The organism is Rhodococcus sp. T7 (assembly GCF_009872365.1).
Taxonomy (GTDB): Bacteria; Actinomycetota; Actinomycetes; order Mycobacteriales; family Mycobacteriaceae; genus Rhodococcus_F.
On the sequence record NZ_WXYH01000028.1, the window covers coordinates 1 to 21,767 of the forward strand.

The following is a 21,767-nucleotide window of genomic DNA, read 5'->3' on the forward strand; positions in this document are numbered from 1 at the left end:
AGTTCGAGGTCGTGGGGGCCCTTCTTGGACAGGATGCGGCCGGCCCAGCCGACGCCGGCGCAGTTGACGACGATGCGCAGCGGCACACCCGACTCGACGATCTTCTCGATCGCGGCCTGGACCTCGTCGCCGCTGGTGACGTCGGTGGCGAGGAGGGTGACACCGTCGGGGACGTTGTCGCCGGCGCGTTCGATGGACTGCTGCAGGTCGAGTCCGAACACGGTGGCTCCGGCGCCGGCGAGACGTTTGGCGGTGGCGGCACCGAGGCCCGAGGCCGCTCCGGTGACCAGCGCGGCGGTTCCCTGAATTTCCACAGTTCGCATCCTTCGTTTCCGGCGACCTCCGTTGGCCGACCCTGGTGACCTGCACCATAACGGTCGCTCGGCGTGACGGCAGAGGCGAGGGAAGCATTACAGGCGGGAGAGCGGGTAGTTTCTCTCGCGGGTGGAGCGACGACCGTAGGGGGACGGATGATCGAGGATCGGCTCGAAGTGGATCGGGACGCGTTGGTGCGGTGCATCGCCGCGTGCGACACGTTGGCGGCGGACATGCAGGACCTGCGGGGGCGGGCGCACCGCGAACTCGCACCGGAGAACTTCGGTCTCGGCGAAACCCATCTGCGGTCGGCGGCGGAACTGGCCGCGCGGTTCCGGGCGACGGCGATCGGCGGCCCGGGCGTCGCCGAAGAGAATTCGGCGGTCGGGACGTTCGCCGCGCACGAGCGTTACGCCCTCGACCTGAAGGCGAAATTCGAAGCGGCGCTGGACCGGTACGACGAGCAGGACGCGGCGACGGCGCACCGTTTCGCGCAACTCTGACCGTGCTCGGCACCCCTGCAGGGACACGTCGAGCGCGGGACTGGCGTCAGTGGATGTACGCCTGCCAGTCCGGCGGAACGCGCGAGCCGGGACCGGGGACCGTCTGGTCGATCGGATGATGTTGCGGCGGAGCAAGTTCAGGTCCCTCGAAGGCCGTCTCGGTGGCGTAGTTCCAGAACCACGACTCGCCCGGTTCGAAGCTCCGCACGACGGGGTGGCCGGTGGCCGTGGCGTGCTGTTCCGGTGACGAGTCGCAGCAACCGATGTGCCCGCACTGCGCGCAGCGGCGCAGGTGCACCCACCATCCGCCGGCGCTGTCGCATTCGACGCAGCCGTCTCCGCTCGGCGGCACGCTCGGGTCGATTCCGTCCAGCTCACCCATCGGTAACTCCTTCTGCTGCTGCGACTTCGGGTTCGATCGGAATGCGGACCTGGAATCGGGTGTCGCCCGGTTCGGACTCCACGCGCAGGTCGCCGCGGTGCTTCTTCACGACGATGCGCCAGGAGATGTCGAGACCGAGCCCAGTTCCCTCGCCCACGGGTTTCGTGGTGAAGAACGGTTCGAAGATGCGGGACCGGATCTCTTCGGGCACACCCGGTCCGGTGTCGCCGATCTCGATGAGGGCCATGTCGCCGTCGCGCCGGGTGCGGACGGTGAGGGTGCCGTGGCCGTTCATGGCGGCGACGGCGTTGTCGATGAGGTTCGTCCACACCTGATTGAGTTCGGCGGCGTACGCGGGGATCAGCGGCAGCGCCGGGTCGTACTCCTTCACCACCGTCACCGAATCGCCGATCTTGCGGCCGAGCATCACCAGCGAGCTGTCGAGCAGTTCCCGCAGGTCGACGCGCTGGTAGGGGGCGCGGTCCATCTGCGAGTACTGCTTCGCGGCGTTCACCAGCGTGGACACCCGGGCCGTGGAGTCGGCGATCTCGTTCATCAGCAGTTCGGTCTCGATGGTGTAGTTGAGCCAGCGGATCGCGCTCTCGACCATCGATTCGTCGTCGACGCTCGCGACGATCCGCTCGAGCCACGGCACGTCGAGCCCGGCCTGCACGAACGTGGGCGCCAGGTCCCAGCCGCCGGAGACGCCGTGGTCGTCGAACCAGTCGCCGAGTTCGTCCTCGCGGTCGGACGCTTCGAGCGGGGTCAGCGTCGGCGCCTTCGCCACCAGTTCCGCGGCCTCTTCCTGCAACCGGATCAACGTGGCCAGCGCCTGCCTGTCGTACACACCCGAGGCGATCACGCCCAGCTTCTGCCGCATGTGCGACACCCGGTCGCGCAGCGACGCCGTCGCCCGGACCGCGGCGGCCGCCGGGTTGTTCAGTTCGTGCGTCAACCCCGCCGACAGCGACCCCAGCGCGAGGAGACGTTCCCGCTGGTCGACGACCTGCTTCGCGTTCTGGTTGCCGAAGAACAGCCCCTCCAGCAGATGCACGGCCATCGGGAACCATTCACGCATCAGCTGCCCGAACCGGTCGGCGTCGAGGACGAAGAACTTCGACGGGGCGGTGACGCGCATCGACGCGGTGTACGTCTGGGGTGCGCGGTCGCCGAGATACGACTGCCACGCCCCGGCGTACACGCCGCGCTGGGTCGTCCGGTTGAACTCGATGTCTTCGCCGCCCGACAGCTTGCTCAGCACGAGTTCGCCTTCGATCAGCACGTAGAAGCACGTCGCGATCTCACCCTCCGCGAACACCGGCCCGGGTTCGATCAGCTCGACGTGCCCCTTCTCGCAGAGCTGCTCGAGCTGGTGGTCGGTGAGCTTCTCGAAGAGGAACAGCGTCCTCAACACGGGGGGATCGCACGGAAGTCGGCTCATGGTCTGCCCCTGGTCACGGTTGGCCGATGTAGCGGTGGACGAGCATCACGGCCATGGCGCCTTCCCCGACCGCCGACGCCACCCGCTTCGCCGACTCGGAGCGCACGTCCCCGGCGGCGAAGATGCCGGGAACACTCGTCTCGAGGTGGTGCGGGAGGCGGTCGAGGGGCCAGCCGCGCGGCGGCTTGCCGTCGACGACGAGGTCGGGACCGGACACGACGAACCCGTTCTCGTCCCGCGCGACGACGCCGTCGAGCCAGTCGGTCCGCGGGGCGGCGCCGATGAACAGGAACAGGAATCCGGCGTCGACGGTCTGCTCGTCGCCGGTCGCGTTGTTGCGCAGCCGGATCTTCTCGAGGTGCGCGTCGCCTTCGACGCCGATCACCTCGGTGCACGGCCGCACGCGGATGCGCGGGTTCCGTTCGATCTGCTGGACGAGGTAGTACGACATCGAATCCTCGAGCGACTGCGCCCGCACGACGATGGTGACCGTCCGGGCGCCGCGCGAGAGGTAGACGGCGGCCTGACCGGCGGAGTTGGCGCCACCGACGATGTACACGTCCTGGTCGGTGCAGCGGGCCGCCTCGGTGACGGCGGAACCGTAGTAGACGCCGCGGCCGGTGAGGTCGTCGACGCCGGGCGCGGGATGACGCCGGTAGGAGACGCCGGTCGCCAGGATGACCGTGTGCGCGTCGACGGTGTCGCCGTCCGCGAACCGGACCGTCCGCGCCGAGCCGTTGACCTCGAGCGCCACGACGTCGCGGGTGGTGATCAGTTCGGCCCCGAACCGGGTGGCCTGCCGGCGGGCCCGCTCGGCGAGTTGCGCGCCGGACACGCCGTCGGGGAACCCGAGGTAGTTCTCGATGCGCGAACTCTGACCCGCCTGCCCACCGGTCGCCGTCCGCTCGATCAGCGCGGTGCGCAGACCCTCCGACGCGCCGTACACGGCGGCACCGAGACCGGCCGGGCCGCCGCCGACGACGACGAGGTCGTAGAAGTTCTCCGACGGGTCGGTCCGCAGTCCGAGATGCCGGCCCAGTTCGGTGTCCGACGGTTCCACCAGGCATTCGCCGTCGGCGCAGATCACCACCGGCAGACGACCGCCGTCCTCGCCGGCCGCGCTGAGCAACCGCCCGCCCTCCGGCTCGTCCGACATGTACCAGCGGTACGACAGCTGGTTGCGGGCCAGGAACTCGCGCACTTCGGAAGACCGCGGCGCCCAGCGATGCCCCACGACCTTCGTTTCCTCGGCGGGGTGGTGATTTGACGACGCCCACGCCTCGAGCAGCGCGTCGACCACCGGGTACAACTTCTCTTCGGGCGGATCCCACGGTTTGAGCAGGTAGTGGTCGAGGTCGATGACGTTGATCGCCTCGATGGCCGCGTCCGTGTCGGCGTACGCGGTGAGCAGCACCCTGCGCGCGACCGGGTACAGATCGATGGCCTTCTCGAGGAACTCGATCCCGCTCATCGCCGGCATGCGGTAGTCCGCGAGGATCGCCGCGACGGGATCGCCGCGCAGCTTCATCTGCTTCATCGCGTCGAGCGCGGATTCGCCGGATTCGGCGCGGATGATCCGGTACTTCTCACCGTATCGGCGCCGCAGGTCGCGGGCGACGGCGCGCGACACCCCGGGATCGTCGTCGACGGTGAGAATCGCGGGCTTGCCGCTCGCTACGGGATGGTTCACACACGCCCTCTCGTCCGTGAGAACTGCGAGGTATTCGAGGCTTCCGAGTATTGCCCGAGGGGGCGTCTTTGTCGACCGGGTTCAGTCCTGGCGCTGCATCTGTTCCTGCTCGGCCACGGCCCCTCGGCGGCGCCGCGACCACACGGCGCGTCCGGCGGCACCGGCCAGTGCCAGAACGACGACGGCGGCCCCGGCGATCGGGCCGGCGATGTTGCCGGGGAACAGGCCCTCGAGCAGCAGCCAGACGCCGAACGCGAAGAACAGCACGGCCGCGCCGATGCGGATGACGCTCTCGGGCAGATGCTTGCCCAGCACGGCGCCGACGACGATGGCCAGGGCGTCGGCCGCCACCATGCCGACGGTCGAGCCGATCCACACGCCGATCGTGTCGTGGTCGGTCGCGAGGGTGATGGTGGCGAGCATGGTCTTGTCGCCGAGTTCGGCGAGGAAGAACGCGGAGGTGACGGCCAGGAACGCGGAGCGGGTGGCGCGGCGGGCCTTGAGTTGCGCGTCTTCGCTGAGGTTGTCGCCGCGCAGCGTCCACGCCCCGAAGATCAGGAACGCGACACCGCCGACGACGCTGATCGCCGCGGTCGGCAGCGCGACACCGAGGTAGTGGCCGACGGCCACCGACACCAGGTGGACCACGGTGGTCGCGACGGTGATGCCGGCGATGACGACCCACCAGCGGTAGCGCAGGGCGAACGTCATGGCCATCAGCTGGGATTTGTCGCCCAGTTCGGCGACGAAGATCACGCCGAAACTCAGCAGCGCGGCGGTCAGCACGGCAAATCCTCCTCCAGTAGTGGGTCGGAGGATGGAATGGATTCCTCCGGCCTGGCAGACGCGGCGATGCGTCTGTCGGCCGAAGGTCTCGCCCACCGGTGTCGGAACCGGTCCGCCAGGCCGGGCCCGGAACCTCGCAGTGCGAGATTGCCGCGCCAGTATGTCGACACAGGCGATTGGGGGCTACTCCCCTTCGTTGCGACCCACGTTAGCGAGGGCTGAACGAAAAGGCAAAAGCGACAAGAAGTTTGGGCTCCCGGGAGCTCAAACTTCGGATACCCTCACGAGGCCAGCAGCATGGCCAAAACGGCGGTGTCGGGATCGCTGATCGGGTCGATGCCGACCCGGCTGACCATGGACGTCACGGTCCCGTCCGCCTCCGCCTCCACCCACGCCGCCCGGTGTTCGAGCCCGAGGTGGGGGAGACCCGGGAGCAGGACGCAGCCCGAGGCCGCGCCCGCGCACTCGGGAAGCGACGGGGTGGTCTCCGACGGCGGGTGCAGCATCATCAGCGCCGGCGGCAGATGATCCGCGAACCGGCCGGGAGCGAGCGCGAACTCCCCGAGGACGGTGCCCTCGGCCACCACGAGACCGACCGTCTCGGGCTCGGGTTCCTCCGGCAGATCCTCGTGCGCGCCGAAGACCGTGGTGGTGTGGAGCAACCCCGGAACGCACGCCACCCGCACGGCGAGCGCCAGGAGCTGAGCCCATTCCTTGGTGGTATCGGGCCAGCGCCCGGAAATGACAAATCCCCGCAAAGTACCCGCGGCCTGGAAGGGCGAGATGCCGATGTAGCCGTCCCTGTTCATCTCTGCCTCCTCGGTGTGATGACACGCTGCGAACACGACTGGTTCTGCACACCTCGTTGGGTACTTGAAGGATGCGCCCGACAATGCCTGGCACACAAGAGCATGTGAGTGCTAATCGCCCCTGGGGAACGCAAAAGCACTCACGGGGTAAACGGCATGCGGCGGCCCGACGTACAGAAAACTGCCAGCTTTACTGCAGGTTTACCGCGAGGCACGATCCCGAATGCACGTGCCCGACGGACTCGTCCCGTCCCCGGCGGACCACGGCCGCACCCTCGCGAAAACAGGGACCCCGTAGTGAATTTCGATTCCAGGGTCTCAAAGGAACGTTCTCGGCGTTCGACATCGCCCTCTCGCTCGCGTTGTCGTTCTAGTTGTCGCCGCGGGGTCGACATCTCAGCGGGGCAAGAATGTCTCAGAGAATCCTCAGAGTCGTCACAATCTGCCGCTACGAAAGGCACCTATCCTCACCGGAATGACCTCTGAGCGCACACGGAATTCCGCGAATCACGCCAAAACCGAGTCGACGCGAAAGGTCCTCACACCGCGGCGGGTCGTCGCGGCCGCCATGGCCGGTCTGGTCCTGGCATCGGCAGGCGGGCTCGGATACGTGTTTCTCGGCGACGGCGCGGCCGACAGCCGGACGGTGGCGATCGTCAACACCGACGCCGGCGCGACCGTGGACGGAAAACCGGTGCGGGCGAGCGACACCCTGATCGAGAAGCTCGAGGCCAACGAGGCGTTCGACTGGCAGGTGGTCGACGCGGGCGCGGCGGCGGGCGGCGACTGGTTCGCCACGGTGACCGTGCCCCAGGACTTCAGCGAGGCGGTGTCCTCGGTGTGGGGTGCGAAGCCGCGGCAGGCGACCCTCGACGTCGACGTCGCGGGTTCCGACTCTGCCGCGTCCGAGGAACTGACCGGGGTGGTGTCCTCCCAGATCGGCGCGGACGGCATCACGGACCTGCTGGCGGACATGTCCTCGTCGCGGACGCGGTTCCAGCAGGCGGGAATGACGGCCGGGTTCCTCGCGGCCGGGACCGCCGCGGCAGACGATGCGGCGCAACAACTCACCGAGGGCGCCGACACCCTGCTCCCGTATCTCGAGACGGCCCGAGCCGGCTCGGTGCAACTGCTGGGTGTGGCGGATCAGGTGGCGGGCGTGGTCGGCGAGACGTCGGGGACGGCCAACAATCTCGCGGACCGGTTGAGCGCGCTCGGGCTGACCCTGGGCGAGGCGAACGACAGCGCCACCCAGATGCGCACCAGGATCGACGACGCGATCCGCGTCCTCGACGGCACTCCCGCTGCACCGGACGTGGTCCCGTCGCTCCGGCAGGTCCGTGCCGACCTCGACCTGCTCTCCTCACAACTCGGTTCGGTGCCCGGCCTGCTCGGCGGACAGGTCGGCCCCGACACCGACCTCGGCGAACTCGTGCGCGTGGCGATGGGTCAACTCACCGACGCCAGCGATCAGCTGAGCAGCGGGGCGCGGCAACTGAACGACGGCATCGTCCCGATCGCCGATCAGGCGCCTGCGATGCTCGAGGGCGCCACCTCTCAGATCGTCGACGGGTTCGCGAAGCTGAAGACGCTGTCCGGGCAGTTGTCCACGGACCTCAACAACGGGGTCGCGGCGATGCCGGTGCGGACGTCGGCCCAGCAGAATCAGTTGGCGACGGTGCTCGCCGAACCGGTCGCGGTGACGCGCACCCTGTCCGCACCGGCGCCGATTCTCACCGCCGAGCACCTCGCCGTCGGCTTCGGGATCACCACCGTGCTGCTCGCAGGCGCCGTGGTGTGGATGGGCGTGCGGCGCAGGGCCTGACCGTCAGCCGGCGTCCTGGATCCGACGCCACGGCGCGGCCTGCTCGAGTTCGAACGCCAACTCGAGCAGGGTCCGCTCGTCGCCATGATCGGCGGAGAAGTGCGACGCCAGCGGCAGACCGCGGGACGTCTCGTGCATCGGCAGCGAGATGGCCGGCCCGCCCGACGCGTTGTTCAACGGCGTGAACGCCGTGTAGGCGATCAGCTTGTCGAACAGTTCCTCGAAACTCTGCGTCGGCGAGAGGTATCCGAGCTCCGGAGTGGTGTGCGCCAGGGTCGGGGACAGGATCACGTCGTACTTCTGGAAGATCTGCGCGTACTCGCGGTACGTGCGCCGCAACCGGTACAGCACCCGCGGCGTCTTCGCGATGTTCTTGCGGTACATCGCGGCGAGTCCGCGCGTCAGGTTGTCGGTGGCGTCGCGGTCGAAGTCCGGTCCGAGCATCCGCTTGCCGTTGCTGGAGATGACGAACGACAGGAACCCCCAGTAGATGCAGAAGTCCTCGACGAACGACGTGCCCACCGGCATCGGGCACTCCTCGACGTGGTGGCCGAGATCCGCGAGCAGGTCGGCGGTCGCGTGGACCGATTTGCGGGTCTCGTCGTCCGTGCAGGTCACGGTGACCGAATCGACCACCACCCCGACCTTCAGGCGGGTGCTGCTCGGCCCCTCCACCAACCGGATGGGCGGCAGCGTGGGATTGCGGTAGTAGCGTTCCGCGGCCGCCAGCCACCGTGCGGTGTCGCGCACCGAGCGGGTGACGGCGCCCTGCGCGATGATCCGGATCGGCAGGGTCTTGTCCATGGCGTCGGGGACGGTCCGCCCGCGGGACGGCTTCAGGCCGACGAGCCCGCAGGCGGCGGCGGGGATGCGGATGGATCCGCCGCCGTCGTTGGCGTGTGCGATGGGTACCACACCCGAGGCGACGAGCGCCGCCGAACCACCCGAGGACGCACCCGGCGAGAATGCGGGATTCCACGGATTGTGCACGGCCTCGGCGTCCATGAACTCGGTGGACGCACTGAACCCGAACTCGGGCAGCCTGCTCTTGCCCAGCGAGAGCACACCCGTGGACAGGTACTGCGTGACGAAGTCGCTGTCCACCAGGGCGGGTTTCGCGGCGAACGCGACGCTGCCGTGCTGGGTGGGCACTCCGGCGACGTCCACGTTGTCCTTGATGACGGTCGGCACTCCCGCGAAGACGCCCTCGTGGGGTCGGTCCGCCTCCGTCAGCGCGCGGTCGAAATCGGCGAACGCCAGGGCGTTCAGGGCCGGCCCGACCGACTCGGCGCGCGCGATCGCCGCCTCCGTCACCTCACGGACCGACACTTCGCCAGCGGCGATCCGGCCCGCGAGACCGGTGGCGTCGAGGTCGCCGAGCGCGTCGTCGCGGAAGGCGTGGACGACGGCGTCGTCCCTGGCGGGGGTGCTGAACTCGGTCACTTGTGAAGCCTATTGGACGCTCGGCCTGCTCGGACAGGATTTCGCACCCGAAACGAGCACGGGCGCCCGGAACACCGAGACGGTGTTCCGGGCGCCCGTGGCCGCGAAAAGCGAGGACTAGACGATCAGACCCGCGGTCTGGGTGCGTGCCTTCTCGAAGCGAGCGGAGACGTCCGCCCAGTTCACGATGTTCCAGAATGCCTTGACGTAGTCGCCCTTGACGTTCTGGTAGTCGAGGTAGAAGGCGTGCTCCCACATGTCGAGGAGCAGCAGCGGCGTGAGGCCGATCGGGATGTTGCCCTGCTGGTCGTACAGCTGGACGATGAGCAGACGCTGGCCGATGGAATCCCAGGCCAGGATGGACCAGCCGGAGCCCTGGATGGCGTTGGCGTTGGCCGAGAAGTGGTTGCGGAACGCGTCGAAGCCGCCGAACTGGTCGTCGATCGCGGCCGCGAGCTCACCGGTCGGCTTGTCGCCACCGTCCGGGGAGAGGTTGTTCCAGAAGACGGTGTGGTTCGTGTGGCCGCCCAGGTGGAAGGCGAGGTTCTTCTCGTGCAGGTTGACCACGGCGGGCAGGGTGTCGGACTCGCGGAGCTCGGCCAGCTTGTCGAGCGCCGTGTTGGCACCGGTCACGTACGCGGCGTGATGCTTGTCGTGGTGCAGTTCCATGATCTTGCCGGAGATGTGCGGCTCGAGAGCTGCATAGTCGTACGGGAGTTCCGGCAGCGTGTAAACAGACACGAGGGTCCCTTCATCAACGGGCTGTGAGCCCTGGTGTGTTCCGGGTGTCGACGACACGTGGACACGCGTCTGACACCCGCCTTTGGCGAATCGTTCTCGGGTATATACCCAATCTCATTGGTACATCCTGCGCAACAGTTGGGGTCACGGAGCGATTCCCGGAACAGAAAGTTCGGGCACCCGAAAAAAGGCTGGCGCGGCGACACTGAATGTCGTGAGAATTCGTCCGAGCGGTGAACGGAACCTTAAGCTGACGCGATGCCTTCGCTGATACCCGTTGCAGATTCGCAGGCGGCCGCGCCGCGTGTGGAGCTCACGGGCGCGAATCTGCTCCGCTTTTTCGCAGTACTGGCCGTGATTTACTCGCACATCTCGTTCTATCTGATCGACGACCTCGGAACCGGATGGTGGTTCATCGACGTCGTCTATCAGATCTTCATCGAGCGGGGCGGACTCAATCAGCATTTGTCGTTTCTCGGGGTCGCCGTCTTCATGATGCTGACCGGGTTGTTGATCACCCGTTCGGCCATTCGCCACGAACCCGGGCACTTTCTGTTCAATCGGCTCGGCCGCATCCTTCCCGCCTTCTGGGTGGCCGTCCTCGCTGCGATCGTGCTGGTCCGCCTCGGCATCAACGGCATGTTCAGCGGGCAGGACGGTGTGTCGAACATCGACGCCGCGCTGAGTTTCGTGCTCGGCGGGTTCTTCCTCAAACCGGAGGTCGCGGTGCTGGGGGTCACGTGGACCCTCGCCGTGCAGATCCTGTTCTACTTCGCCTGCGTCGCCGCGCGTCCCGTGCTGCGCACCCTGCCCATCGCGATGCCGATGGCCGGCGCCTCGATCTGCGCCCTGATCCTGCTCTACAACCTGTACGCGCCGCAGCCGTACACGGTCCCGATGCTGTCGAAGATCGCCGCGACGCTGCCCGCCGTGTTCCTCGGGCAGATCATCTACCTCGGCTGGGCACGGCTCGCGGACTGCCGGTGGATCGTCGTCGCCGGGCTGGCCCAGGTCGAGGTGATCCGCCTCGCCACCGACTTCCGGGTGTACTGGGCGGGCGATCACTACCTCTGGACGTTCGCCGTCGTCACCGCGTGCGTCGTGCTGGTGGGCCGGTACGACGGGCCCGCCGCGCACTGGGCCGTCGTGCGGTGGACCGCGACGCGCAGTTACGCGATCTACCTCGTCCACACGCTGATCCTCTACCGCGTGTACGAGCACACGGTCGGCTCGTTCGGCGAGACCGGTGCCGTGGTCGCGTTTCTGGTGGTGACGGCGCTGGTGTCGGAGGCGCTCTATCGGTGGGTGGAGGTGCCCGCGACGGGCTGGGTCACCGCCCGCGCCGAGCGGATGCGCATGCAGTCGGCGCTCGCCCGGGAGACCACTCCGGCACCGCGCGTAGCATCGAACCATGTCTTGGTACGACGAGCTTCTGGGTCGAGCAGCCGCTAAGTCCGTGATGGTCACCGCCGAGGACGCACTCCCCGGACGGAGTCTGCCGATCCCGGTTCCGGCGACGCACTACGTCAACGGTCACCCCCTGAAACCCCCGTTCCCCGAGGGCATGCAGACCGCGGTGCTGGGCATGGGATGTTTCTGGGGCGCCGAGAAGGAGTTCTGGCAACTCGACGGCGTCTACACCACCGCGGTGGGGTACGCAGGCGGCTACACGCCGAACCCCACCTACGAGGAGACCTGCTCTGGACGCACCGGGCACACCGAGGTGGTGCTCGTGGTCTTCGATCCGAAGGTGATCTCGTACGCCGAGATCCTCAAGGAGTTCTGGGAGAACCACGATCCCACGCAGGGCATGCGGCAGGGCAACGACCAGGGAACGCAGTACCGTTCGGCCATCTACACGATCGACGAACAGCAGGTGGAGATCGCCGAGGCCACCGGTGAGGCCTTCGAGAAGCGGCTCGCCGAGGCCGGGTACGGCGCGATCACCACGGAGATCGCCCCGCTCACGCAGTTCTACTACGCCGAGGACTACCACCAGCAGTACCTCGCGAAGAACCCCGGCGGATACTGCCCCGTGCACGCCACCGGCGTCAGCTGCCCCGTCGGCCTGCTGAAGCAGGACGAGGTCCCGGCGCAGACCGACATCCTGCCGCCCTCGTAGATCCCGGACTATCGACCACGGGTCGCGGACCACGTGAGCACGGCGGACGCCGCGATGGCGCTGACGGTCCGCACGTGGTTCCACCCCGTCCATCCGGACACGTAGTCGCGCCAGTAGTCCGCCGAGCCCGCCGCAGTGGGGTCGATCGCGTCCAGCGCGTTGTTGTGCGGCACGTGGTAGACGATGGTCAGGACGATGCCCACGAGATACAGCGCGCACGCGATCACCGCGTACACCGCCGAACCGTCGTGCCGCACCACACTGACGATCGCGAGCGCGATCGATGTCAGCGCGGTGCCGAACAGCACCGTCATGAACCAGAAATTCGGCGCCTCGCGGTTGATCGCCTGCATCGCCGAGATGCCCTGCGCCGGGTCCAGGCGACCGAGCCCGGTCATGATGAACGTGGAGAACGCGAACATCACACCGCCCACCACACCGGCACCGACCGCCGTGACGATCGTCAGATAGCGCTCCATGATCAAACCCTCCAGACCCCGGCCGCTGCCGCGGCGCGGACGTAGTCGGTGAAGTCGCGGGGCGCGTGTTGCGGAGTGGTTGTCATGTGTTCAGTCAAGACGGGGGCAGCGAGACCTTCCATGCTTGAAGAGCGCTGTTCCATACGCGAGCGTCTACGCTGGAGGCGTGGATCCCCTAGCCGGTCTCATCAGTGGTCCCCGCGCCGCCGGAGCGTTCGTGCTCCGATCGATCATGGAACCGCCGTGGTCGCTGCAGATCGACGATCACGCGCCGCTCAGCCTCGTCGCGATGGGCCGCGGCGAAGCCTGGATCCTCCCGCACACCGGCGAACCGGTGCAGCTCACCGAAGGCGACGTCGCGATCATCCGCGGACCCGAGCGGTACGTCGTCGCCGACCACCCGGACACACCGCCGCACGTGATCATCAACCCCGACCAGAGTTGCACGACGCTCCGCGGCGAACCGCTCGCCGAGGCGATGGACCTCGGCGTGCGCACCTGGGGCAACAGCGCGAACGGCCGCACCGTGATGCTGACGGGCACCTATCAGACCCCCGGCGAGATCAGCCGGCGACTGCTGTCCGCGCTCCCCGAACTCGTCGTGCAGCGCCGCGCCGACTGGGACTCCCGGCTCGTCACACTCATGCACGACGAAGTGGTGCGTGACGAACCCGGGCAGGAAGCAGTCCTCGACCGCCTGCTCGACCTGCTGCTGATCGCCGTGCTGCGCGCCTGGTTCGCGAGGCCGGCGGCCGAAGCGCCGTCCTGGGTGCGGGCGCAGGGCGACCCGGTGGTCGGCAAGGCGATGCGCATCCTGCAGAACAACCCCTCACGCCAGTGGACGGTCGAGTCGCTCGCCGCGGAAACCGGACTGTCGCGGGCGGCCCTCGCACGCCGGTTCACGGAACTCGTCGGCGAACCGCCCATGACCTTCCTCGCAGGCTGGCGGCTGTCCCTGGCCGCGGATCTGCTCCGCGAACCCGACGCGACGGTCGCATCGGTGGCGCAGCGGGTGGGGTACGGAAGTGCATTTGCGCTGAGTGCGGCGTTCAAACGCGTGCGCGGAATGAGCCCGAAGGAGCATCGTGAGATGGCGGGGAGCCGATGAGTGTATTACGGCGCAGTGCCCAATAACACACCGGATCGACTTGATCTTGTTTGCCTTGCGTACGACTCTGGATGGTAGGGAATTGTCGGCGAGAGGACCGGATCCGGAATGTGGAACAACTCTCAAGCACGGGGGCTGCGTAAGCGGTCGGCCCGTCAGCGGCACAACCCGCTGATCCGGCGCTCGGACCGGATCGAGAACATGCTCACCCTCGCCGTCGTGGTGCTCGCCTTCGCGATGCTGCCCCTCGCCATCCTCGTGGGCGCCCGGACCATCGACAGTCAGCTGACGCTGGCGGAGAAGCAGGTCGCGGACTACCGCACCGTCACCGCCACCACGCTCGCCGACTCCACCGGCGTGTCCGTCTCCTCCGACGTCGCACCGTCGGGCGTCGACACCGCCCCCGCCAAGTGGACCTGGGGTAACGAAACCCGGCACGCCGACATCACCGTCGACCCCGCCACGCCCTCGGGAACGAAGCACGACATCTGGGTCAACGCCGACGGCAACCTCACCACCGAACCGATGTCGTCGTCCGCCGCCCGCGTGGCCGGCGTGATCGCCGGATTGTTCACCTGGTTCGCGGTGATGATGATCGCGCTGTCCGGCTTCCTCATCTGCCGTGCCTCCCTGAACCGCTCCCGCGACGCGCAGTGGGACCGCGACCTCCGCCAGTTCCTGGATTCGACGACCCGGCACTGAGCGAGGATCAGGACTCGACCACCCGGCACAGAGCACTGAGCGGGAGTCGATCAGCTGATCGAACCCCGGAATTCGACCGCGTGCTGCGCGGCCTGCGTGGTGACGGCGATGTCGGCGACCGGGTAGACGTGGAAGTCGAAGAAGGGCCCGAACTTCGTCGGACCGTCCAGGATGTCGTTCGGGTCGTCGGCCTCGACGAAGGCGAATCCCCCGGTGCCGTCCAGGCGGCCGAGGAACTGATGGAAGGTGGCCCCTTCGGCCGGCGTCCATCTCGCGAACACTTCGAGGCTCCGCCGTGCGGCCTCCTCGTTCTCGGCGGCGGAACCGCCCTCACGCACCGTCCACGTAATCACGTACTTCATCGCACCTGTTCATCTCCTCGTGGAGTCGACGCACGGTCGTTCCGGACGTACCTCGAGCATTCCACCGCCGGAGAGGGAACGGAACGTTGCTGAGCCCGCCGAACGAACCTGCCGGTCTCGAACGGAGCGTGTGATGGGCGGTTCCGCCTCCACCTAGCTCAGCTGCGGGACGACCTCACTGGCGACCAGTTCCAGGTGGTCGAGGTCGGCGAGGTCGAGGGTCTGCAGGTAGAGCCGCTGCGACCCGGCCTCGGCGTAACGGCCGATCTTGTCGACGAGTTCGGCGGGCGACCCGGCGAGTCCGTTCTCCCGCAGTTCGCTGACCTCGCGTCCGATGTTGAGGGCGCGCTTCGCGATCTCCTCCTCCGTCCGCCCGCAGCACAGGACGAGCGCGTTGGAGTACACCAACTCCTCGGGGTCCCGGTCGATCGTCTTGCACGCGAGCCGGACCCGTTCGAACACGTCCCGCGTCTCGTCGATCGACTGGAACGGGACGTTGAACTCGTTCGCGTACTTCGCGGCCAGCGCGGGGGTCTTCTTCTTACCGGTGCCGCCGATCAGTACGGGCGGACCCTGCGGCTGCCGCGGCTTCGGGAGTGCCGGCGAATTCTTGACCGTCAGGTGCGTGCCGTCGTAGGAGAACGTCTCCCCGAGCGGGGTGCGCCACAGTCCGGTGATCACGGCGAGGGACTCCTCGAGCCGCTCGAACCGCTCCTTCAGCGGCGGGAACGGGATGCCGTACGCCTGGTGCTCCTCCTCGTACCAGCCGGCGCCGATGCCGAGGTCGACGCGTCCGCCGCTCATCTGATCCACCTGTGCCACCGAGATCGCCAGCGGTCCGGGGTACCGGAACGTCGCGGACGTGACCAGGGTGCCGAGACGGATCGTGGACGTCTCGCGGGCGATGCCCGCCAGCGTGATCCACGCATCCGTCGGCCCGGGCAGGCCCTCGGTGTTCATCGCGAGGTAGTGGTCCGAGCGGAAGAACGCGCCGTATCCGAATCGTTCGGCGGCCTGCGCCACCGCCAGAAGATCGTCGTAGGTGGCACCCTGCTGGGGTTCGGTAAAGATTCGCAACTCCATGTGAACCACTCTGCCCGATCCGTGATCGGTACGCTGATTTCATGGCGAAGATCCCACTGAACCTGCCGAAACCGCTGGCCGACAAGCTGCCCGACGCGTTCGGCGGCTCCGGCGCCGGCGTGGTCCCGGTGGTGCGGCTGCAGGGGATGATCGCGTCCGGCGGAGCGGGTTTCGGGCGGGTGCTGAGCGCGGAATCCGTCGAGGAACCGTTGCGGCGCGCGTTCACCGCACACGGTGCGAAGGCGGTGGCGCTGCTGATCAACAGTCCCGGCGGATCTCCGACGCAGAGCGAATACATCGCCGCCCGCATCCGTCAGCTCGCCACCGAACACGAACTGCCGGTGCTCGCGTTCTGCGAGGACGTCGTCGCGTCCGGCGGCTACTGGCTTGCCTGCGCGGCCGACGAGATCTACGCGACCGCGACTTCGGTGGTCGGCTCCGTCGGCGTCATCTCGGCGGGCTTCGGGTTCTCCGAACTGATCGACCGCCTCGGCATCGAACGCCGGCTGCATTCGGCAGGCGAGGCGAAGGCCCGCCTCGACCCGTTCTTCGCGGAGAAGACCGAGGACGTGCAGTGGCTGAACACGATCCAGGAAGGCATCCACGACGAGTTCCGCGACTGGGTGGTCGGCCGCCGCGGGGACAAGCTGAAGGCGGCCGAGGCGGAACTGTTCGACGGCGACGTCTGGCTGGGGCGCCGAGCCGTCGCACTCGGCATCGTCGACGGGATCGGCACCCTGCGCGAGGTGGTGGAGAAGCGGTTCCCCGACGCCACGATCGAGATGACCGGGCCGCGCCGCTCCCTCTTCGCGAAACTCGGGCTGCCCGCCGCGAGCTGGGACGACGTGGCCGCCGCGGTCGTCGGTGCGGCGAACGCCCGCGTCGCCTGGTCGCGGTACGGGCGGTAACTACTTCGGCACGACCACCCCGACCGGGCCCACTCCGATGCACACGGACAGGTCCGGGGTCAGGGTGCTCACGCGCAGGCTCTGACCGCCGCCGGTGAGTCGCACGAACACCGAGTTCGGGCCGCGGTGCACCGGCACCCGCACCGGGCTGCCGTCCTCCATCGCCACGGCGATCTCACCGTCCGCCGTAGCCAGGTAGTTGAGCTGCGTCGTCCACTCCCAGCCGGTCAGCGGCCCGTCGAGGGGAATCGGTTCCAAACCGCGCCGCTCCACCAGGTGCCCGCAGTCCGGGACGGGACCCGGCTCGATCGCGCGCACCCACGTCACCTGGGCGTCGACCACCGCACCGGCGTCGTCGATCATCCGGAGGTCGGGGGTGCTGTCGGAGAACGCGGGGCGGTCGCGGAGCGGGGCGAAAACCCGGCTCACCAGGTTGTTCGGGTACGCCACCGGCAACAGCACCCAGATGGACGTGGGCTGCTGGAGTATCGGCGCGTCCTTATGGTCGGCGAGCGACGCCCGCGCGGTCGCGAGGTAGTCGGTGGTCGGGTTCTCCTCCCAGCTGCGGGTGAACGTGTACGTCGACCACAGACTGCTCGCGACGAACGCGACCACGGCACCGGCCGCAACCAGCGGTCGCACCCGGACCGGCTCGGCTCGGCGACGGGGTGCACGGGCGATCACGGCGACGGCGATCGCGAGGATCACCGCGGTGTCGGTGAAGTAGCGCAGCGTCTGCGCCAGTTCGTACGTGGTGTCCGCGCCCCACCGGGTGACGACCATCGCCGTCACCGACAGCAGGAAGTACGCGGCCGTGAGCACCCACACCCAGCCGATCCGGCGCTTCAGCCGGACCGTCGCGACGACCGCCACGACCAGGGCGACCCAGCCGACCACCTCCAGCGTCGTCGACGGGGACGCCCACGGGGGGCTCGGAATCCACCGTTCCCACGTCCACGGCCCACCCACGAACGTGGGCAGCAGCCCGAGCGACGTGCCGTGGTGGAGCAACTCCAACGCGCGCGACGCCCCCGCCCATTCCCACTGCGACGCGACGGTGGAGAAGTAGAACCCGGCCCACACCGCGAGCACCCCCGCCGACGGGATCCAGAGGGCCGCGCCCCGCCGCAACGTCGACCGCACCGGCCGCTCCATCTCGCCGACGTGCGCGAGCAAGGCGACGGTCGCGAACGCGGCGAACGGCACGACGACGGACTTCTCGAAGAACAGCAGCGACGCGATCAGCACGAGCGTGCCCGACACGGCGTACCGCCGCCGTCCGGTGCGGCACAGTTCGAGGGCGTCGCCTGCCACCCACGCCAGCGCGATCTGCAGAGGCAGCGCGTTGAGCGCCGCCGCCCACCACGCGAACGCCGGCACGGTCAGCGGAGAGAACAGATAGATCGCCAGCGGAACCAGCAGTACGGGCCGCGGCCCGAGGATCTTGCGAAGCAACCGGAAGACCGCGTACGACGCCACCGCCTGCAGCGCGACCATCGTCAGCATCGGCAGGATCCACTGATACGGCGCGATCCGCGTCGCGATACCCGCCACCAGGAATGCTCCCGGCATGAGGTGGCCGTCGTGGTCGTAGAGCAGGAGGTCGCCCGAGAACAGGGGGAGGCTGCCGCCGCGCCCGGCGAGGATCAGATCGTCCCAGTAGAAGTCGCTGTTGGCGGCCACCCACGTCCGCACGAGAAGTTGCGCCGCGATCAGGGCGGCGGCCACCCGGAGGACACGGGCGGGCCCGAGGTCCCACCGCGAACCGGCGTCTTCCGTCATCGGTTTCCGAGATTACAGATTGGGTGGAACCAAACCGCGCCGGGCTGCGTCAGATCAAGTGTCGGGACATTTTCGCCCGGCACAGGTGGGGGAGACGACGGCCGGTCCGGAGTTCTCGGGTCGCTTCGCGGGCGATCCGAACTGGAGGGGTAATTCCGGGCCGAGCCGTCGGTCACCCGATACCGATTGTTTACCGAGCCGCGATGTCAAGTTCATCCACCGCTGTGGACCGTTCACTCGAAGCTGTCAACAATCACGGATTCACATGCGCTCTGACCTGTGTATAAGCACTACTCACACTGTCCATAACTGTGTATGAACCTGTGGAAACTGTGGATAACTCGGCATTTCCGGTGGTGCAGCTCACACATTCTCCCCAAAAAGGACGATTCGGTCGTGGGCTGCCCGTATTCGCGGGCCGTGACAGAATCGGCAATGTGAAGTGGGTGCGGAGGGCATGAGCGTCGTCGTTCAGGTGTGCGCGCGGTGCGCGGCCCGGTGGCCGGTCCTCGGCGCCCCGGCGCAGTGGTGCCCGCGCTGCCACGGTGTGCTGCTCGCCCCCGTGCGGACCGACCACAACCAGCCGCCCGCGAGCCGGGGATTCCGCTGGATCGCGCGACCTCCGCTGCAGCGCAGCGGTCTCGCCGACGAGCCGTCGACACCGAGCCCCACCCCGCACTACACCGAGATCCCCCGCTGGGGACTCCACGATCACGTCGACGCCCCCTCCACGCGCCGCGACTGGCCGGAACTGCTCGCCGACAAGGCCGCGCGCTTCCTCATAATCACCACGGGCCTGTACGCGTTCGGGGTGCTCGCCGAACTCGGCCGGTACGCCGTCCTCCTCCGCAACCGGACCCGGCTGATCGACCCCACCGTGCTCGCCGTGTCCGACATCGCCGTGTTTCTCGGCCAGGCAGGCGGGATGCTCTTCGCGCTGCTGTCGGGCATCGCCGGAGTGTGCTGGCTGCTGCGCATGCGTCGGCGCACGTTCGCCAGGGCGAAGAAGTCCGACCCGCGCACGCCCACCGACATAGTCGTCGGGTGTGCGGTGCCGGGCCTGAACCTGGTGATGCCGGGTGTGTTCCTGCTCGAGGTGATCCGCCGCGACCCCCGCGCGGTCCTGCTGGTCCGCGCCTGGTGGAGTCTGTGGGTCTTCGGCGCCGTGCTCGTCGTCTTCAACTGGTTCTGGCGGTCCAGGCCGGGGCTGCAGGCCATGGCGGACGGCGTTCTGCTGGCCGCGTTCACGGCGCTGGTCGCCTCGGCGACCGCCCTCCTCGCGCTGATGGTGCTCCGGCGGCTCGAGGGCCGGACACTGAAGGGCGCGAAGGAACCCGTCACCCGCTGGGTGATCGCCACCGATCCGCTGCCGCGGACCGATGCGGACAAGCCCGCCGTAAAGTCGGCGGAGAAGACGTCCGGGGACGCCGACCGGGAAGCCGTCGCGTCGTGAGCCCCGACCGGCGCGGGCCCCTGGTGGTGGCCCACCGAGGCGCATCCGCGGCCATGCCGGAACACACGCTCGCCGCCTACGAACTGGCACTGGAAGAAGGCGCGGACGGACTCGAATGCGACGTGCGGCTCACCCGGGACGGCCACCTCGTGTGCGTCCACGACCGCACCGTCGACCGGACGTCCACCGGCACCGGCGTCGTCAGCGAGATGTCCCTCGAGGAACTGACGGAGTTCAACTACGGGACCGAGGAGGAGCCCGCCGAACTCCTCGAATTGAGCGCGCTGATCGCGCTCACACTGGACTGGACGGCGCGCCCGGTGAAACTCTTCATCGAAACCAAGCACCCCGTGCGGTTCGGCGGCCTCGTCGAAAGCAAGGTCCTCGCCGAACTGCAACGCTTCGGCATCGCCACACCCCCGTCCGCCGACCACTCCCGTGCCGTCGTGATGTCGTTCTCCGCCGGAGCGGTGTGGCGGATCCGCCGGTCGGCGCCGATGCTCCCGACCGTGCTGCTCGGCGAATCCGCCCGGTACCTCGGCGGGGGAGCCGCGACCACCGTCGGCGCCACCGCGGTCGGCCCGTCGGTGAAAACACTGCACGAACACCCGGACATCGTCGACAAGGCCGCCGCCGCGGGACGGGCCACGTACTGCTGGACCGTCGACAACCGCAGCGACGTCGAACTGTGCCGCGAACTCGGGGTCAGCTGGGTGGCCACCAACCACCCCGGGCGCACCAAGAAGTGGCTGGCCTCCTGACCTGACCGGCGTCGGCGTGTAGGTTTTGGCGTCGTGGCAAAGAAGAGCAAGAGAAACAGTGGTCCGAAGCCCGACAGTGCCCGCGCCGAGAAGCTCGCGCAGCGGCAGGCGGAACGGGAGAGCGCCGCGGCGGCCGTGACCCGGCCGTTCGAAGGCCTCGCCGCCGAATGCGATCTGGTGGCGCTGCGCGAGTTCGTCCCGTCGGCGACCGCCCCGCTTCCCGTGAAGGATTCGTCCCGTCCGGTGACGCTCGCGACCGTGCTGCCCGGAGCCGTCGCGGCGCTGGTCCGCGACGAGGGGGACAGTGCCACCGGATTCGTCGGTGTGCAGGTTCAGGCGCATTCGGCCGACCTCGGCGCCGACCTGGCCGCGTCCGTCGTCTGGGTCCGTGACGCCGCCGGCGGCGAATCGCTGGCCTCCGCCAACCCGGGATCCGAGACCCCGGCGCTTGCCGACGTGATCGACGCGGACGCACCGCTCGACATCACCGTGCACCAGGATTTCAACTGGTGGATCCCGGAAGGTGTGGAGCCGGCCCCCGAGGTCGCGGCCACCGTGCAGCACGCGAATGCGGCGATCATGCCGTCCGCGCGGGTCGAGGCCGAGGGCGTCGTCGCCGCATGGTGGGTCGACGCAGGCGAGAAGGCGCACATCCGCTGGGTGCGCCCGGAGAACGAGGACGATCTGATGCTGGCCCTGGCGCGCGTGCACGCGACCGGCGGCCTGCACCTCGGTGAGGGTTCGCGCTACGCCGGGTCGTTCCGGACCCACGGACTGCTGGTCCCGGTGTTCGACCTGGACCGCGAGAAGCATGCGAACGAATGGGCCGCCGCCACCGTCGAACTCGGTCAGCGACTGGCCGAGGCCCTGGCCGTCGACGCGCCCCTCACCACCGAGGAACGACGCGCCCGCGACGGACTGCGGGGCCGGCAGGTCACCCTGCGTTAGGCGCTTCGCACTCGTGCGCCTTTCTGGTAGCTACAGCAACCAGAACGGCGCACGGGCGGCGGAGCCGCCTAGATGGAACCGCCCGCTGCGCGCGGTGCGCCAGCCGTGTCTGCGACGCCGCTCA

At 68.5% G+C, this 21,767-nt stretch carries 22 protein-coding genes; 10 read left to right on the top strand and 12 right to left on the bottom strand.

Going from position 1 to position 21,767, the window contains the following annotated elements:
* On the bottom strand, nucleotides 1–314 hold a 314-nt coding region (locus tag MLGJGCBP_RS04280; RefSeq protein ID WP_160094178.1), incomplete at its 3' end, for an SDR family NAD(P)-dependent oxidoreductase.
* 156 nt (nucleotides 315–470) lie between these two features.
* On the opposite strand from MLGJGCBP_RS04280, the gene MLGJGCBP_RS04285 reads away from it, so the two are divergent.
* Nucleotides 471–818: a hypothetical protein gene (locus MLGJGCBP_RS04285; protein WP_160094179.1), complete on the top strand. Its 348-nt coding sequence runs from the start codon at nucleotides 471–473 to the stop codon at nucleotides 816–818.
* Between the two features lie 46 nt (nucleotides 819–864).
* Here MLGJGCBP_RS04285 and MLGJGCBP_RS04290 read toward each other — a convergent pair whose 3' ends face one another.
* The 5 genes from MLGJGCBP_RS04290 to MLGJGCBP_RS04310 form a co-directional block, all read right to left on the bottom strand.
* Complete coding sequence (locus MLGJGCBP_RS04290) at nucleotides 865–1,200, bottom strand: UBP-type zinc finger domain-containing protein (protein WP_160094180.1); 336 nt, start codon at nucleotides 1,198–1,200, stop codon at nucleotides 865–867.
* Nucleotides 1,193–2,641 carry an ATP-binding protein gene (locus tag MLGJGCBP_RS04295; protein WP_160094181.1) on the bottom strand — a complete coding sequence of 483 codons (1,449 nt, stop codon included), beginning with the start codon at nucleotides 2,639–2,641 and terminating at the stop codon, nucleotides 1,193–1,195. Before MLGJGCBP_RS04295 ends, MLGJGCBP_RS04290 begins: the two co-directional genes overlap by 8 nt.
* Before the next feature lie 13 nt (nucleotides 2,642–2,654).
* Nucleotides 2,655–4,331, bottom strand: coding sequence for an FAD-dependent oxidoreductase (locus tag MLGJGCBP_RS04300; protein ID WP_160094182.1), 1,677 nt, complete (start codon nucleotides 4,329–4,331; stop codon nucleotides 2,655–2,657).
* Nucleotides 4,332–4,412: 81 nt separating this feature from the next.
* The gene (locus MLGJGCBP_RS04305) at nucleotides 4,413–5,117 is read right to left on the bottom strand and encodes a TMEM165/GDT1 family protein (protein WP_160094183.1); all 705 of its coding nucleotides are present in this window, start codon (nucleotides 5,115–5,117) and stop codon (nucleotides 4,413–4,415) included.
* Nucleotides 5,118–5,398: 281 nt separating this feature from the next.
* A complete protein-coding gene (locus tag MLGJGCBP_RS04310) occupies nucleotides 5,399–5,926 on the bottom strand; it encodes a peptidase (protein WP_087561244.1) in 528 nt (175 codons plus the stop codon).
* Nucleotides 5,927–6,401: 475 nt separating this feature from the next.
* Between MLGJGCBP_RS04310 and MLGJGCBP_RS04315 the strand changes: the two genes are divergently transcribed.
* Entirely contained in the window at nucleotides 6,402–7,751 is a 1,350-nt protein-coding gene (locus MLGJGCBP_RS04315) for a hypothetical protein (RefSeq protein ID WP_160094184.1), read from the top strand.
* Nucleotides 7,752–7,754: 3 nt separating this feature from the next.
* Here the strand turns inward: MLGJGCBP_RS04315 and MLGJGCBP_RS04320 are convergent, their stop codons facing one another.
* Nucleotides 7,755–9,194 (bottom strand): amidase, encoded by a 1,440-nt coding sequence (locus MLGJGCBP_RS04320; RefSeq protein WP_160094185.1) that lies wholly within the window; start codon nucleotides 9,192–9,194, stop codon nucleotides 7,755–7,757.
* A 117-nt stretch (nucleotides 9,195–9,311) separates the two neighbouring features.
* A complete protein-coding gene (locus MLGJGCBP_RS04325; RefSeq protein ID WP_087561170.1) occupies nucleotides 9,312–9,935 on the bottom strand; it encodes a superoxide dismutase in 624 nt (207 codons plus the stop codon).
* Between the two features lie 258 nt (nucleotides 9,936–10,193).
* Between MLGJGCBP_RS04325 and MLGJGCBP_RS04330 the strand changes: the two genes are divergently transcribed.
* Both MLGJGCBP_RS04330 and msrA read left to right on the top strand, forming a co-directional pair.
* Complete coding sequence (locus tag MLGJGCBP_RS04330; RefSeq protein WP_160094186.1) at nucleotides 10,194–11,387, top strand: acyltransferase family protein; 1,194 nt, start codon at nucleotides 10,194–10,196, stop codon at nucleotides 11,385–11,387.
* A complete protein-coding gene (msrA, locus tag MLGJGCBP_RS04335; protein WP_160094187.1) occupies nucleotides 11,347–12,057 on the top strand; it encodes a peptide-methionine (S)-S-oxide reductase MsrA in 711 nt (236 codons plus the stop codon). Before MLGJGCBP_RS04330 ends, msrA begins: the two co-directional genes overlap by 41 nt.
* Nucleotides 12,058–12,065: 8 nt before the next feature.
* On the opposite strand, the gene MLGJGCBP_RS04340 is transcribed toward msrA, so the two are convergent.
* Nucleotides 12,066–12,536, bottom strand: coding sequence for an anthrone oxygenase family protein (locus MLGJGCBP_RS04340; RefSeq protein WP_160094188.1), 471 nt, complete (start codon nucleotides 12,534–12,536; stop codon nucleotides 12,066–12,068).
* 166 nt (nucleotides 12,537–12,702) lie between these two features.
* On the opposite strand from MLGJGCBP_RS04340, the gene MLGJGCBP_RS04345 reads away from it, so the two are divergent.
* Nucleotides 12,703–13,644, top strand: coding sequence for an AraC family transcriptional regulator (locus MLGJGCBP_RS04345; protein ID WP_160094189.1), 942 nt, complete (start codon nucleotides 12,703–12,705; stop codon nucleotides 13,642–13,644).
* Between the two features lie 108 nt (nucleotides 13,645–13,752).
* The gene (locus tag MLGJGCBP_RS04350; protein ID WP_160094190.1) at nucleotides 13,753–14,346 is read left to right on the top strand and encodes an Rv1733c family protein; all 594 of its coding nucleotides are present in this window, start codon (nucleotides 13,753–13,755) and stop codon (nucleotides 14,344–14,346) included.
* Between the two features lie 50 nt (nucleotides 14,347–14,396).
* Here the strand turns inward: MLGJGCBP_RS04350 and MLGJGCBP_RS04355 are convergent, their stop codons facing one another.
* A complete protein-coding gene (locus MLGJGCBP_RS04355) occupies nucleotides 14,397–14,708 on the bottom strand; it encodes a DUF3303 domain-containing protein (RefSeq protein ID WP_160094191.1) in 312 nt (103 codons plus the stop codon).
* Between the two features lie 153 nt (nucleotides 14,709–14,861).
* Nucleotides 14,862–15,791 (bottom strand): LLM class F420-dependent oxidoreductase, encoded by a 930-nt coding sequence (locus MLGJGCBP_RS04360; protein WP_160094192.1) that lies wholly within the window; start codon nucleotides 15,789–15,791, stop codon nucleotides 14,862–14,864.
* Between the two features lie 41 nt (nucleotides 15,792–15,832).
* On the opposite strand from MLGJGCBP_RS04360, the gene MLGJGCBP_RS04365 reads away from it, so the two are divergent.
* Entirely contained in the window at nucleotides 15,833–16,699 is an 867-nt protein-coding gene (locus tag MLGJGCBP_RS04365; protein WP_160094193.1) for a S49 family peptidase, read from the top strand.
* Here the strand turns inward: MLGJGCBP_RS04365 and MLGJGCBP_RS04370 are convergent, their stop codons facing one another.
* A complete protein-coding gene (locus MLGJGCBP_RS04370) occupies nucleotides 16,700–18,481 on the bottom strand; it encodes a hypothetical protein (protein WP_160094194.1) in 1,782 nt (593 codons plus the stop codon). It lies immediately after the preceding gene.
* A gap of 457 nt (nucleotides 18,482–18,938) precedes the next feature.
* On the opposite strand from MLGJGCBP_RS04370, the gene MLGJGCBP_RS04375 reads away from it, so the two are divergent.
* The 3 genes from MLGJGCBP_RS04375 to MLGJGCBP_RS04385 are packed head-to-tail and all read left to right on the top strand — an operon-like array spanning nucleotide 18,939 to nucleotide 21,643.
* Complete coding sequence (locus tag MLGJGCBP_RS04375) at nucleotides 18,939–19,934, top strand: DUF4328 domain-containing protein (protein ID WP_160094195.1); 996 nt, start codon at nucleotides 18,939–18,941, stop codon at nucleotides 19,932–19,934.
* Nucleotides 19,931–20,695: a glycerophosphodiester phosphodiesterase family protein gene (locus tag MLGJGCBP_RS04380; protein WP_160094196.1), complete on the top strand. Its 765-nt coding sequence runs from the start codon at nucleotides 19,931–19,933 to the stop codon at nucleotides 20,693–20,695. The genes MLGJGCBP_RS04375 and MLGJGCBP_RS04380 overlap by 4 nt, the downstream gene beginning before the upstream one ends.
* A gap of 33 nt (nucleotides 20,696–20,728) precedes the next feature.
* Nucleotides 20,729–21,643, top strand: a complete 915-nt coding sequence (locus MLGJGCBP_RS04385) for a DUF5926 family protein (protein ID WP_160094197.1) — start codon at nucleotides 20,729–20,731, stop codon at nucleotides 21,641–21,643.
* Nucleotides 21,644–21,767: the final 124 nt, after the last annotated feature.